The following is a 13,990-nucleotide window of genomic DNA, read 5'->3' on the forward strand; positions in this document are numbered from 1 at the left end:
TCTAACCTGAACAATTAGATTATATCAGGAAAAAGAAATGGAAGCTCAAAGCCTTGTCAGCCACCAGCATAGCTGGTGGTTTTTCTGTTTTTCTCTTCGAGAAAAACTGGCTTGAAGCCATAACAGAAAAAACGAGCAATTCCAAACTGGAATAGCTCGTTTTTTGTGCGATGTGTTCTCATAACTAGTTGTCGTCTAGTTTCTTTTGAAGGTTTTTTATTTTTCTATTATCCCAATAGGAAAGGGCGAGTTCCAGTCCTTGTGCTGCATAGGGGGTCAAGAGTAGGATATACATGTAGACATACTGACTCTTAGTCTCCCAGATAAGGTGGAATAGAAAGCCACCGAGCAGGAAGATTGCACCTGCTAGCTGAGTGGAAGGAAAGTCAGGCTGGATTTTCCGAAATAGGTAAAAAAGGTAGAGACCGGAGAAACTGTAGATTGTCCATAAAAGTAAACTCATGGAAAAATGAAAGAGACGGTAGGCGGTACGCCCTTCATAAAGAGATTGAAGGAGTGAGGTGAAGGTTTCTTGATTCCGCTCCCAACGATTAGGCCCTGTCCAAATAGATTGAAAGGTTGGCTCCGTCCAAGTTGAATAACCTTTTTGAAAGAAAAAACGAAAGGCATAGAGTGGATTTTTAATAAAGGTCACGATCCGTTTTCGTAGATCACGTTTGGCCATTTCGGTGGCTTGTTCTTCATTAAAATTATTCCGCTGGAGGATTTTGGTATTGTAACCATCGTACCAGCCTCCTAGAGTTTTACGATCAGGATCATCCCTGAGCCCCATGGTCACATAGGCGATTTTAGGAGTTCCTGGTCCAATCTCCTGTCCTATAACTCCCTCATAATAAGAAAGAACAGCCTTGTTCATACCGACCATGCAAATGACACAAGAAATTCCAACCAGTAGCTTTTTCCAGGTGAATTTTTTGAGAATGGAGAGAAACAGAATCCCCAAGATTGTCAATCCGAAAATAATATAGTTGTTGCGAATAACACAGGCGATGCCAAGGAATAGAGCTGTTAGCAAACCATATCTTAGTTGTTGTTTGCGGGCAAATATTTGATAAAAAGTCAGAGCAAGAAGACAGGCTGTCAGTCCGACGGTACTTCCATACACAAAAAGGATAAAGAAGAAATGTGGAAGAAAGGCAAAGCTGAAAAATAGGAGATAATTCCTTGTCAACTGACTGAGCCCCCAGGTTCGTCCCAATCTCCAGATTAAATAGTTATTGGTTAGAGTCCATATAAGGTTCATACCAAAGGCAAGATAGGTTGTTGGAATGATTGCAGCGTAAATCCGCTCCAAACTTAGAAGCCCCAGTTGATGGGGGTTACGATACATATAGGCCCCGATTGTTGTCAGAGAATCAAAATTCCCCTGATTAAAAGCTAGTGCTGCTTTGTAGACATGTTTAGCATCAGCCCGTATCTGTCCTTCAACATTAAAAAGTAGATAAGCTCCCATGAGAAGGTAGCAGATGGTCATGACTTTGAAAAACTGTCTATCGGAAATTTTTTCAAAAGTAGGTCGAATTCGAACCAAGCCCCATAGAAATAGGATTAAACAGGGTAAAAAATACCAGGGATTGACTTGAAAAACAACTCCCTCGGAAATTTTTATGGGGATAAATGTTGTTACAAAAAGAGTTGAAAAAGCAAAAAAGCTACAAATGATTCCTGCTAGTAAGAGGACTAGATAAGTTCCAAACTGACTCAGGTAGTTAAAAAAACGGCGCACGAAGGGACACCTCTTTCTTGGATTGAAATATTCTTCTAAAATCATACCACAATTATGCTAGAATAAGGAGAGGAGGACGCTATGTTTCAAAAGAGTAAATTATTTTTCTGGACTGTCGAAATTCTTCTATGTAGTCTGGTTCTCTTTTTGTGGAGGGAGATGGGAGAGATTGTTACTCCAGCCGTTCGGGTCTTGAATACAATCCTTATTCCTTTCCTTCTGGCCGCTTTTTTTTATTACATCACCAATCCCTTGGTCGAGTTTTTAGAAAAAGTCTTTAAAATCAAACGTGGTTTGGGAAGTTTGATGGCTGTTGCCGGTGTGATTGGCCTTATCGTTTGGGCAGTAATCTACCTACTTCCAATTTTAATCAATCAGTTGACCAGTTTGATTTATGCTAGCCAGGGAATCTACCATGAGGCTCAGTCCCTTGTGAATCATTTGGCGAAAGAGCCGATTTTACGGAATGTTGATATTCAAAAAACTGTAGCCGATTTGAATCTGTCTTATGTAGATATTTTGCAAAATATTTTGAATAATGTTTCGACCAGTATTGGGAGCCTATTTTCAGCGGTTATTAATACAGCTTTCATTTTAATTATGACACCTATTTTTCTGGTCTATTTCTTATTGGATGGAAAAAAACTTCTTCCTATGTTGCAGCGAACAGTTTTAAAACGTGATTCTTTGGATATTGCTTCCTTGTTGACGACATTGAATAAAACAATCGCTCGTTATATTAGCGGAATCTCTATTGATGCCCTGATTATTTTTGCCCTTACCTTGACAGGTTATTCGATTATTGGCATTCGTTACGCCTTAGTCTTTGCGATATTCCAGGGAATGTGTAATCTCATTCCATATGTGGGACCTACTATTGGGATGATTCCCATGCTGATAACTTATACTTTTTTGGATCCACAAAAAATGTTTATCGCCCTGATCTATATGCTAATCCTTCAACAGGTGGATGGAAACATTCTCTATCCTCGGATTGTAGGTGGGGTTATGAAAGTGCACCCGATTACCATTATGATCTTGCTATTGTTATCTAGTAATATCTATGGGATTGTAGGCATGATTGTGGCTATACCTTTATATTCGATTTTAAAAGAAATTGTGAAGTTTGCCTGGGAGCTCTATGAACATCACAAGGAAAATCAAATGCGCAAGCAGTTGGATACAGATCTATAAGGGAAGGTCAGCTAGAGTGGCTTTGTTGAACAAGAGTTATATCTAATCCTTGTGTTAAATTGTCAATAAAAACGGTCTGGAAGAGGCCGTTTTTGCTTACATTGATTGGGATTCTTAACGAGGTCAGTCGTTTTTGAAACGTGAGTTCAGTGTTTTAGAAAATCAGAGTATAAAATGGAAATTCCAGTTTTCGAAGTTTATTTCTGGAGTTTCCTTTGAACAGTTAGATTAGTATGTTACTGGTTACTATTTTCCACTTGGTTTGGAATTGGAGCTGAAGGAACTCTGTTTTTAGAGGAGATTTGAACTTGTTTTTAGGTTATAGGAAGTCAGATGGTATAATAGGACTATGGCAAATAAAAAGAAAACAACAGGAACAAAGACAAGGAGACCTAGTAAGGCTGAGCAGGTTAGACAGGCAGCTATTCGGCGGATGTTTATTTCCCTGGGACTGGCTGTTCTGATTATTGTAGCCCTTCTTCAAGTGGGAGCTTTCGGTCTTACCCTTTATAATTTAGTGCGTTGGGGTGTGGGGAGTCTAGCCCCTGCCCTTTTACTGATGATATTTATATATCTCTTCACATTTAAATGGTTAAGGGATCGTCCAGGATTTTGGCCAGGTGTGACCGCAGTTCTAGCGGGGCTGTTAGTGATTTGGCAAGCTTATTTTGTGGGTGGACTGCCGCAAGAAGTGGATGTTCTCAGCGGTCATCTCAGTATTTTGACGAGTGAGTTGCTGGGCTTACAGGTAACTCAATTTGTAGGTGGGGGGCTTTTGGGGCTATTACTCTACATTCCCATCGCATTTTTATTTTCCAATATAGGGTCCTATTTTATCGGCATTCTCCTACTAGCTCTAGGTAGTTTGTTAGTGAGTCAACTCTCCGTCTATGATGTGGGAGATTGGCTCTTGAATACCTATCATCAATTAACTGAAGCAGGTGAAAGTCTTTATTTGCGGGAGCGTCAGCGACGGCTTGAAGCAAAAATAAAAAAAGAGGAAGAACAGCAAGACTTAGCTAGGACTTATGAAAAAGAGCAAATCCCTGAAGCCCCCTTACCAGCAGTAGACTTAGAGACGGGTGAAATTCTAGATGGATCAACGATGTTAGAGGAAACACCGATTTTCTTGGAAGAAGTGGAGACAGCAGAGGAAGAAGAAGTTGAAGGCACTTTTCAAGAATTTTCTCAAACGAGTCCACTGGGTCCCTATGTACTTCCTAGTATCCAGCTTTTTCCAAAGGAAAAAAGTAAGAGCCAGTCTCGTGAACAACAACAGGTGCGGGAAAATGTTCGAATTCTAGAATCTACCTTTGCTTCTTTCTCGATTGATGCTAAGGTGGAGAGAGCAGAGATTGGTCCCTCGGTGACTAAATATGAGATTAAACCGGCTGTTGGAGTTCGGGTTAACCGTATTTCGAACTTGGCTGATGATTTAGCCCTGGCTTTGGCAGCTAAGGATGTTCGAATTGAAGCACCGATTCCAGGGAAATCTTTAGTAGGGATTGAGGTCCCTAATAGCGAGGTTGCTACAGTAGGTTTCCGCGAATTGTGGGAGCAGGCTCAGTTAGATCCAGGGAAACTGTTGGAGTTACCGCTTGGAAAGGCTGTAAATGGACAGGTTCGCACATTTGATTTGGCTAAAATGCCTCATTTGTTAGTAGCTGGATCAACCGGTTCGGGAAAATCAGTAGCGGTGAATGGGATTATCGCCAGCATTTTGATGAAAGCTCGCCCTGATCAAGTGAAATTCTTGATGATCGATCCGAAAATGGTTGAGTTATCTGTCTATAATGATATTCCTCACTTGTTAATTCCGGTTGTGACTAATCCTCGTAAGGCCAGTCGTGCTTTGCAAAAAGTAGTGGACGAGATGGAAGAACGCTACCAGCGTTTCTCCAAGGTTGGAGCAAGGAATATTCAAGGTTATAATGAACGGGTGGCAGCTCACAATGCGGAATCTGATGTCAAAGAGGTTCCTCTCCCCTTGATTGTTGTTATTGTTGATGAGTTAGCAGACTTGATGATGGTGGCAAGTAAGGAAGTCGAAGATGCCATTATTCGTTTGGGTCAAAAGGCGCGTGCTGCTGGTATTCATATGATTCTTGCAACCCAAAGACCCAGTGTAGATGTTATTAGTGGTCTGATCAAAGCGAATGTTCCAAGTCGCGTGGCTTTTGCTGTGTCTAGTGGTACAGATAGTCGCACCATTTTAGATGAAAATGGAGCAGAAAAATTATTGGGACGAGGAGATATGCTTTTCAAGCCAATTGATGAGAACCATCCTATACGATTACAGGGATCCTTTATTTCAGATCAAGCGGTTGAAACCTTGGTTAATTTTATCAAGGATCAAGCTGAGGTCGATTATGATGAGACCTTTGATCCAGGAGATATCAATGAGGCGGAAGACTTTGGAAGCAGCGGATCCAGTCAAGGAGATCCGCTCTTCGCCCAAGCTAGATCCCTGGTTGTCGAGACGCAAAAAGCCTCAGCTTCTATGATTCAAAGACGTTTATCTGTTGGATTTAACCGAGCAACACGATTGATGGAAGAGTTGGAACAAGCAGGTGTTATTGGGCCAGCAGAGGGAACCAAGCCCCGTAAGGTTCTCGTGACTCAGATAGAGGAGGAATAAGATGGAATTTACTGGAGTAGATCATATTGCCATTATTGGCCAAGATGCCGAGTTAATGTTGGAATTTTATGTTGAACATTTGGGGTTTGTGATTCAAGCAGATCACATTCGACCTGAAAAAGAAGACAGACTGATCTTAGTTGAAAAGAATGGCTTGGTTTTGGAACTATTTGTTAAACCTAAAGCTCCTAAAAGACCAGCTCTTCCGAATCCGGAACACACAGGCTTACGCCATTTAGCACTTAAGGTTGATGATGTCGAAGCTACCTTAGCCTATTTTGACCAAGTGGGGATTCCCCACCAAGGACTTCGTTATGATGATTTTAATCATAAGAAAATGGCTTTTTTCTTTGACCCAGATGGTCTCCCTCTAGAATTACATGAATAAAGCAAAATAGTTCAGCGAAGCTGAACTATTTTGCTTGGAAAAAGAGAGAAATAATCATGGCTAAGTACATAAATACCATTAGTAAAAAAGAGAGGCGCCAATAATATTTAAAGAATTTAGAATAATAGAAGGTCCGGTAGCGGATGACAAAAAAGCAGATAAGGATTAAGCCAAGTCCTCCCATAGCTACTCCTAATTCTGGTAATAGACTATGATAGAAGGCTTGAGCGGATATCCAGTAGAAGGCATAGGCAAAGAGGGGAACCATCACATCCATGGCCCGTATCCCTAATTTGTGTAAGGGGAGTAGACGGGTTAGGAAAAGACTCATAACAGGGATTCCCACTAGAAGGGCTAGGGCAAGTATTTGTAAAAAAAGCATAGGTCTACTCCTCTGACGTTTTCCTCCATTTTAACACGGAAAGTCTTTTTAGGGCAAAAAAATAAAAAGAAAAGAAGTTTTCTCTTGCATTTTTTATAAAAAGCTGTATACTAGAAAAGTATGCTAATTGCATACTTGTGGGAGGTAAAAAACTAGTCTTACCGCCAAAACCACAAAGGAGGATTTAAAAAATGGCTAAAAAAGTCGAAAATATTGTTAAATTGCAAATCCCTGCCGGTAAAGCGACTCCAGCTCCACCAGTTGGTCCAGCGCTTGGTCAAGCAGGTATCAACATCATGGGATTCACAAAAGAGTTTAACGCTCGTACAGCTGATCAAGCTGGTATGATCATCCCAGTTGTGATTTCTGTTTATGAAGATAAATCATTTACATTCGTAACAAAAACACCTCCAGCTGCTGTTCTTCTTAAGAAAGCTGCAGGAGTTGAAAAAGGTTCTGGTACTCCAAACACTGCAAAAGTAGCAACTGTTACACGTGCACAAGTACAAGAAATCGCTGAAACTAAAATGCCAGATTTGAACGCAGCGTCTGTTGAAGCAGCAATGCGTATGATTGAAGGTACTGCTCGTTCTATGGGATTCACTGTTGTTGACTAAGGAGTAGTCATACAGAACTAACGTATTTTATTTAGTTTGTTGTATGATTCCCGCACAGTTGGTTTAATTATTTTCAGAACTGAAAAGTGAATGAAACTAGCAATTAACCACTGCGCCTATCTTCTCAAATTCAGGAATATATTTGAGAGATAGAATTCAATAATATAGAAGTGAACCCAAAACCCGCAAGACTTCATCATTTCGATGAGTGACGTGGGAGATGAAAATCGATTGAACCACTTACAAGGAGAAAGATAAAATGGCTAAAAAAAGTAAAAACCTTCGTGCTGCCCTTGAAAAAATTGACAGCACAAAAGCATACAGCGTAGAAGAAGCTGTAGCACTTGCAAAAGAAACAAACTTTGCAAAATTTGATGCAACTGTTGAGGTTGCTTACAACTTGAACATTGATGTTAAAAAAGCTGACCAACAAATCCGTGGAGCAATGGTCTTGCCAAACGGAACTGGTAAAACACAACGCGTTCTTGTATTTGCGCGTGGTGCGAAAGCTGAAGAAGCAAAAGCTGCAGGTGCAGACTTTGTTGGTGAAGAAGACCTTGTTGAAAAAATCAACGGTGGTTGGTTAGACTTCGACGTTGTCGTTGCAACACCTGATATGATGGCACTTGTTGGACGTCTTGGACGTGTGCTTGGACCACGTAACTTGATGCCTAACCCTAAAACTGGTACAGTTACAATGGACGTAGCGAAAGCAGTTGAAGAATCTAAAGGTGGTAAAATCACTTACCGTGCAGACCGTGCAGGTAACGTACAAGCAATCATCGGTAAAGTTTCCTTTGATGCTGATAAATTGGTTGAAAACTTTAAAGCTTTCCATGATGTAATGGTTAAAGCAAAACCAGCTACAGCTAAAGGTACTTACATGACAAACGTAACCATCACTACTACACAAGGTGTTGGTATCAAAGTAGACCCATCTTCTTTCTAAGAAGGAAGGATGAAAAGAGGCTAGAACTAGGGTTCTAGTCTCTTTTTTGGTATAATGAAGAGAATACCGAGAAAGGTGATCTTATATGAAGAAAATCTTAGTAGTAGATGATGAAAAACCCATCTCTGATATTATAAAATTTAACATGACCAAAGAAGGTTATGAGGTCGTAACGGCCTTTGATGGTCAAGAAGCCTTGGAAGTGTTTGAAGCAGAGCAACCAGATATCGTGATTTTGGATTTAATGTTGCCAGAAATTGATGGTCTTGAAGTGGCTAAGACGATTCGTCGAACAAGTCATGTTCCGATTATTATGCTCTCTGCCAAGGATTCTGAATTTGATAAGGTAATTGGTTTGGAAATTGGAGCAGATGATTATGTAACCAAACCGTTTTCTAATCGGGAGTTGCAGGCTCGTGTGAAAGCTGTGTTGCGGCGTACCGAATTGATTGTGGATGCTCAAGAAGAAGAGAGCAAACCGAGTGAATTGATGATTCGTGATTTGCGGATTTTTCCAGAAGCTTTTGTCGCCCATAAGCGTGACCAAGAGTTGGAATTAACGCACCGTGAATTTGAATTGTTGTTGCATTTAGCCTCTCATGTTGGTCAAGTGATGACACGGGAACATCTGCTCGAGACAGTTTGGGGGTATGACTATTTTGGTGATGTTCGTACTGTAGATGTAACCATTCGCCGTTTGCGGGAAAAAATCGAAGATACTCCTAGCAGACCAGAATACATCCTCACCCGCCGTGGTGTAGGTTATTATATTCGCCATGATCATTAAGATTCGTGATTTCCTATTTACTAGTGATATTATTTTTGGACTGATTGTCATTGCTTTTATCATTGTTGTCGCTTTATTAGCATATGAAAATCGAAAAGACAATCAACGGATTCGTAAATTAAATGAGAAGGTTGAGGAGCTAATTGCGGGTCACCATACCAGATTGGAAATAGACTCACAAAATCCGGACATACAAGAACTCATCACATCCGTCAATGATTTGTCGGATGTGATTCGGGTTACGCAAGAAAATCTAGAGCAGGAGACAACCCGATTGTCGAGTGTTCTTTCTTACATGACCGATGGCGTTTTAGCGACGAATCGTAAAGGTGAAATTACACTGATTAACGATATGGCTTGTCACATGTTAGGAGTTTCTGAAGAGGCAGCTTTGGGCCAATCTATCTTGAATCTGTTGGGAATTGAAGAACGGTATGATCTTCGCCAGTTGATTATTGATACCCCAGTGGATACCATTGATAGTCAGGATGCCAATGGGGAGTACCTGACTCTACGCGTGCGGTTTGCTTTGGTTAGACGTGAGAGTGGTTTTGTATCTGGGCTCGTAGCGGTGTTGCATGATACAACGGAGCAGGAAAAAGAGGAGCGGGAACGCCGCCTCTTTGTTTCCAATGTAAGCCATGAGTTGCGGACTCCCTTGACCAGTGTTAAATCGTATTTGGAAGCTCTTGAAGACGGTGCATTGACAGAGCCTGTTGCTCCTGATTTTATTCATGTTTCTTTGACAGAGACCAATCGAATGATGCGGATGATTACAGATCTTTTGAGTTTATCTCGAATTGATAATGAAGCAAGTGATTTGGAAGTTGAGTTGATTAATTTCACTGCTTTCATGACCCATATTTTAAATCGTTTTGACAAAATTAGGAGTCAAGAAGAGAGCAAGCATTATGAAATCGTACGTCAATACCCAATTTCTCCTATTTGGATTGAGATTGATACAGATAAGATGAATCAAGTGCTTGATAATATTCTGAATAACGCCATCAAATATTCACCAGATGGGGGTAAGATTACGGTATCGATGCAAACTACAGATACCCAATTGATCATTGTTATCTCTGATCAAGGACTTGGAATTCCTCAAAAAGATTTACCACGAATTTTTGACCGATTTTACCGAGTGGATAAGGCACGTAGTCGTGCTCAAGGGGGGACAGGTTTGGGTCTAGCTATTGCTAAAGAAATCGTTAAGCAGCACCATGGCTTTATTTGGGCCAAGAGTGAGTACGGTAAAGGTTCTAGCTTTACGATTGTGTTACCATACGAAAAAGCCCTCTCTGAGGATGGAGATTGGGACGACCAAACAGGAGTTGATACAGAAAGTGACGGATAAGGGATTTAAATACAGTATTTTAGCCTCAGGCTCTAGTGGCAATTCTTTTTATGTAGAGAGTCAGAAAAAGCGAATACTAGTAGATGCGGGCTTATCAGGTAAAAAAATTGAAAGTCTTCTGGCTGAGATTGATCGTAAGGCGAGTGATTTGGATGCTATTTTTGTAACCCATGAACATAAAGATCATATTCATGGAGTGGGTGTCTTGGCTCGGAAATACAATTTGGATATCTATGCTAATCAGGAGACTTGGCAAGCTATGGAAGGTCATTTGGGTAATATTTCAAATGATCAAAAACATATCTTTGAGATGGGAAAAACCTTGACCTTTGGTGATCTGGATATTGAAAGTTACGGTGTTAGTCATGACGCTGTTGCTCCACAATTTTACCGTTTTATGAAAGATCAAAAGAGTTTTGTGATGTTGACGGACACAGGCTATGTTAGTGATCGTTTAGCGAGTCTCATTGAAAATGCAGATGCTTATCTTATTGAAAGCAATCACGATATTGAAATTCTTCGCAGTGGCCGTTACCCTTGGTCTCTCAAACAACGGATTCTTTCAGACAAAGGACATTTATCCAATGAAGATGGTGCCGAGACGATGATTCGAAGTTTGGGGAATCAGACTAAGAAGATTTATTTGGGCCACCTCAGTAAGGAAAATAATATTAAGGAATTAGCCCACATGACTATGGTTAACCAACTCGCCCAAGCGGATTTAGCAGTTGGGCATGATTTCCAAGTTCTGGATACATCCCCAGATCATGCAAGTCCTCTTACGAGGATTTGATCGTGATTGCGTTCTTCAAAATTGGATGAGTGATGTCAAACTAAAAAGACCCAGTCGGGTCTTTTTAGTTTGATTGAAAACAACTTGCTGTGCTCAATTGTGATGTTATTCCAATACTGAAATGGAGCCGTTATCTGTCGCAACCAGTATTTCAACTGAAGGATTAGAGGTGTTTCTAAACTTAGCTGGCAGGTCTATTTCATCACTGAAAGCAGATTGGCTAGTGAATAGGGTTGAAGGTGCTTGATTTTTTGATAGAAGAATTTCAATATCTCCATCTTCAGAAATGAGTCTATTTTTCCCTTCAAATAGACTGTGATCAACCAAAATAGAGTCACTAATTGTCTGTATTTGAACCGATTGATAACTTCCTTGGAGAAGTTGGATTGCCGCACTATCAGAAATGATGGTACTATTTGAAAGTCTACTATTGATTGATGTAATCTCGCCAGAGGTTGTCTGTATACTTGCTTTGCTAGCCTGTACTTGTGTGAGAGTAATGTCTCCATTGTCTGCTAGTACTTGTAAATCTGGAATTTGGAGATTTTTAATATTGATATTGCCATTTTGCAGGTGGGTAGAGATTGTTTGGAGGTTTGAATTAGCTGGGATAGCAATGTAAATACTTCCAGGTTGTCTTTGATCGGGATACCGTAACCATTGATATAATACACCGATTCCCCGATATTCTATAAAGGAATCCTTGTTTTTTTCATGTCCTTTTAGAATTAATGTCTCATTTTCTTCTTTTATTGAAATAGTATCAGATGAGGATTCAGATAATGGATAGTATTCTATGTGGATACGATTATCTGTAGAAGGGAGAAGATGGAGTTCATATTCAGAAAGATCGATGCGAATATGTTTTTTTGCTTGAAATTGTTGTTCTTTTTTGACAGTGGAAACATAGATTTGGCCAAGTTCCTGAAAGGCTCCCATTGAAATGGCAATTCCAGTAAGAGCAGTTCCAAAAAGAATCAGTAGTAGTGCAGTTATCCATAATTTTTTTAATGTCATCGTCTGTCTCCTTTCAAACTAGTCCGGTAGATCCAACCCAATAGTTTTACACTTGAAGTTCCAATGGAGTAGGTTAGTAAGCATAGAAGGCTGCCCAGTCCAAGAAGGAAAGTCCCGACTCCAATTCCAAAAGCAAAACTTGCAGGACTGCTTACAAGATTTACAAAAGATTCGTAAAAAGCCACAATGCTAATCAGGATACCTGTTATTCCAAAGGTTAGTGATATAAATAGGAAGGCTCCAAATAAGGCTAAGATAGTGAAGAGCAGGGCAATGACGAAAAGAGCTATAGGAAAGGTCAGTGGGGAAGCCAAAATTACAAGAGCCATCAACGTTGAGACTTTCCAAAAGTTTCTTTTTGTTGACTGACTAGCTGAAAGTTCTTTGTCTAATAGATTTTGAATCAGATCATAAGCGGCTTCTTTGGGACTTCCCAATTCCTCCATTAAGGCTGCTTCGTTCTCAGGGCCAGCTTCTTCGAAATATTCTTGAAAATATTCGATTGCTTCTTGATAATCCTCTGTAGGTAATTTCCGTAAATAATGGTCTAACTGTGAAAGATATTCATCTTTTTTCATTTTTTAAACTCCCTTCTAAAATCTTTGAAATGGTTTCAGTGTATTCTAACCATTCCTTTTTCAAAAAATGCAATTGTTCCCTACCAGAATCGGTTAAGGAGTAGTATTTGCGTTTTCGTCCTTGGTGCTCTTCGGAATAGGTTCGCAGAAATCCATTTTTTTCAAGTTTTTTTAAAATAGGATAGAGCGTAGATTCCTTGATGTTTGCAAGGAGCTTGATGGTCTGACTAATTTCATAACCATAGGAATCCTGCTGGTCAACGATAGCCAAAATGAGAAACTCCGTTAATGGAGATGGAACTGGGAAATACATGTCATCACCCCTTTATATATAAAATTTCTATATATAAATTTTATACTCATTGAAGAGAATAGTCAAGTGATATATATAAATTTTATATATATTTTTTATCTCTCTTTTCTCTGACTGCCTTATTTGATATAATCAAAGAAAAAAAGGAAATAATAGATGCGTTTTGAAGAAATTTTACCTGGGTTAAGGGCTAAGAAGAAATATGTACGTCAGGGTTGGGGAGGTGCCGAGAATTTCGTGCAACTCTTTGACCATTTGGAAGTGGAAGGACAAATACTTGAGGTAACACCTTATTTCTTGATTCATGTTTCTGGAGAAGGAGAAGGTTACTCCATGTGGAGTCCGACGCCTTGCGATGTTTTGGCAGAGGACTGGATAGAAGTTCATGACTAGAAAAATACTCATTACAGGCGTTTCTTCTGGGATTGGTCTTGCGCAAGCTCAGGCTTTTTTGAAACTAGGAGAGCAGGTCTATGGAGTTGATAGAAATCTAGCACCTCCATTAGCAGGGGATTTTCATTTTCTACAGGTAGATCTAACAAAGGATTTGGATTTGGTTTTTGACTGGGTCGATCAAGTAGATATTTTGTTACTGACAGCTGGTATCCTCGATGCCTATACTCCGCTTCTAGATATGTCTAAGGAGCTTTGGGAACAGGTTTATGATACCAATGTGCGGGTACCGATGGAGTTGAGTCGTCACTATCTGTCTAAGATGGTAGAGCAAGGGGAGGGAGTGATTATCTCCATGTGTTCTATTGCGAGTCATATTGCTGGTGGAGGAGGAGCTGCTTATACCAGTTCCAAACATGCTCTTATGGGTCTGACCAAACAAATGGCACTAGACTACGCTGATTCAGGTGTCCAGATTTTCGGAATTGCTCCCGGTGCTGTGCAGACAGGGATGACGCAGTCAGATTTTGAGCCAGGAGGTATGGCTGATCAGGTAGCGGAGGAAACACCAATCAAACGTTGGACACAGCCGGAAGAGGTGGCAGAGTTAACCGTCTTTTTATCCAATGGAAAGATGAGTTCGATGCAAGGAGCGATTGTAACGATTGATGGTGGTTGGACTCTGAAATAGGAAGCTTGAGTTTTACTCGAGCTTTTTTCTAGTACGACGGGCATGTCGTACATCTGAGGTGTAAGTCCTCTGTGGGCACCTGCTACCGGTGAACCCAATAGCGACTCCCAAGCCTGACTATCGTGAGGTAGCGGGGAGAGGAAGGG

At 40.4% G+C, this 13,990-nt stretch carries 15 protein-coding genes; 10 read left to right on the forward strand and 5 right to left on the reverse strand.

Annotated features, from left to right (window positions below):
- Window positions 1–184: 184 nt before the first annotated feature.
- On the reverse strand, window positions 185–1,747 hold the full coding sequence (locus tag ACXM1Q_RS07580; protein WP_458517538.1) for a glycosyltransferase family protein: 1,563 nt from the start codon (window positions 1,745–1,747) through the stop codon (window positions 185–187).
- Between the two features lie 81 nt (window positions 1,748–1,828).
- Between ACXM1Q_RS07580 and ACXM1Q_RS07585 the strand changes: the two genes are divergently transcribed.
- The 3 genes from ACXM1Q_RS07585 (at window position 1,829) to ACXM1Q_RS07595 (ending at window position 5,967) form a co-directional block, all read left to right on the forward strand.
- Window positions 1,829–2,941, forward strand: coding sequence for an AI-2E family transporter (locus ACXM1Q_RS07585; protein WP_458517539.1), 1,113 nt, complete (start codon window positions 1,829–1,831; stop codon window positions 2,939–2,941).
- A gap of 349 nt (window positions 2,942–3,290) precedes the next feature.
- Window positions 3,291–5,579, forward strand: coding sequence for a DNA translocase FtsK (locus ACXM1Q_RS07590; protein ID WP_458517540.1), 2,289 nt, complete (start codon window positions 3,291–3,293; stop codon window positions 5,577–5,579).
- 1 nt (window position 5,580) lies between these two features.
- Window positions 5,581–5,967, forward strand: a complete 387-nt coding sequence (locus ACXM1Q_RS07595; RefSeq protein ID WP_458517541.1) for a VOC family protein — start codon at window positions 5,581–5,583, stop codon at window positions 5,965–5,967.
- A gap of 25 nt (window positions 5,968–5,992) precedes the next feature.
- On the opposite strand, the gene ACXM1Q_RS07600 is transcribed toward ACXM1Q_RS07595, so the two are convergent.
- Window positions 5,993–6,349 (reverse strand): DUF3397 domain-containing protein, encoded by a 357-nt coding sequence (locus ACXM1Q_RS07600; RefSeq protein WP_458517542.1) that lies wholly within the window; start codon window positions 6,347–6,349, stop codon window positions 5,993–5,995.
- A gap of 191 nt (window positions 6,350–6,540) precedes the next feature.
- Between ACXM1Q_RS07600 and rplK the strand changes: the two genes are divergently transcribed.
- From rplK to ACXM1Q_RS07625, 5 genes are all read left to right on the forward strand, one after another.
- Window positions 6,541–6,966, forward strand: coding sequence for a 50S ribosomal protein L11 (gene rplK / locus ACXM1Q_RS07605; RefSeq protein WP_135037864.1), 426 nt, complete (start codon window positions 6,541–6,543; stop codon window positions 6,964–6,966).
- Window positions 6,967–7,225: 259 nt separating this feature from the next.
- Complete coding sequence (gene rplA, locus ACXM1Q_RS07610; protein ID WP_135037867.1) at window positions 7,226–7,915, forward strand: 50S ribosomal protein L1; 690 nt, start codon at window positions 7,226–7,228, stop codon at window positions 7,913–7,915.
- Window positions 7,916–8,000: 85 nt separating this feature from the next.
- A complete protein-coding gene (gene yycF / locus ACXM1Q_RS07615; protein WP_135037870.1) occupies window positions 8,001–8,702 on the forward strand; it encodes a response regulator YycF in 702 nt (233 codons plus the stop codon).
- Window positions 8,692–10,059, forward strand: coding sequence for a cell wall metabolism sensor histidine kinase VicK (gene vicK / locus ACXM1Q_RS07620; protein ID WP_458517543.1), 1,368 nt, complete (start codon window positions 8,692–8,694; stop codon window positions 10,057–10,059). The genes yycF and vicK overlap by 11 nt, the downstream gene beginning before the upstream one ends.
- Complete coding sequence (locus tag ACXM1Q_RS07625; RefSeq protein WP_167758474.1) at window positions 10,049–10,852, forward strand: MBL fold metallo-hydrolase; 804 nt, start codon at window positions 10,049–10,051, stop codon at window positions 10,850–10,852. Before vicK ends, ACXM1Q_RS07625 begins: the two co-directional genes overlap by 11 nt.
- Window positions 10,853–10,957: 105 nt before the next feature.
- Here the strand turns inward: ACXM1Q_RS07625 and ACXM1Q_RS07630 are convergent, their stop codons facing one another.
- From ACXM1Q_RS07630 to ACXM1Q_RS07640, 3 genes are read right to left on the reverse strand one after another with little or no spacing between them, the layout of a single operon-like run.
- Window positions 10,958–11,869 carry a DUF4097 family beta strand repeat-containing protein gene (locus ACXM1Q_RS07630; RefSeq protein WP_458517544.1) on the reverse strand — a complete coding sequence of 304 codons (912 nt, stop codon included), beginning with the start codon at window positions 11,867–11,869 and terminating at the stop codon, window positions 10,958–10,960.
- Window positions 11,866–12,447, reverse strand: coding sequence for a DUF1700 domain-containing protein (locus tag ACXM1Q_RS07635; protein WP_458517545.1), 582 nt, complete (start codon window positions 12,445–12,447; stop codon window positions 11,866–11,868). Before ACXM1Q_RS07635 ends, ACXM1Q_RS07630 begins: the two co-directional genes overlap by 4 nt.
- A complete protein-coding gene (locus tag ACXM1Q_RS07640; RefSeq protein WP_458517546.1) occupies window positions 12,434–12,760 on the reverse strand; it encodes a PadR family transcriptional regulator in 327 nt (108 codons plus the stop codon). The genes ACXM1Q_RS07635 and ACXM1Q_RS07640 overlap by 14 nt, the downstream gene beginning before the upstream one ends.
- A 156-nt stretch (window positions 12,761–12,916) precedes the next feature.
- On the opposite strand from ACXM1Q_RS07640, the gene ACXM1Q_RS07645 reads away from it, so the two are divergent.
- On the forward strand, window positions 12,917–13,153 hold the full coding sequence (locus ACXM1Q_RS07645; protein ID WP_458517547.1) for a DUF2829 domain-containing protein: 237 nt from the start codon (window positions 12,917–12,919) through the stop codon (window positions 13,151–13,153).
- Entirely contained in the window at window positions 13,146–13,844 is a 699-nt protein-coding gene (locus ACXM1Q_RS07650; RefSeq protein ID WP_458517548.1) for a 3-oxoacyl-ACP reductase, read from the forward strand. Before ACXM1Q_RS07645 ends, ACXM1Q_RS07650 begins: the two co-directional genes overlap by 8 nt.
- The last annotated feature ends 146 nt before the right edge of the window (window positions 13,845–13,990 follow it).

Source organism: Streptococcus sp. 10F2 (genome assembly GCF_054331515.2).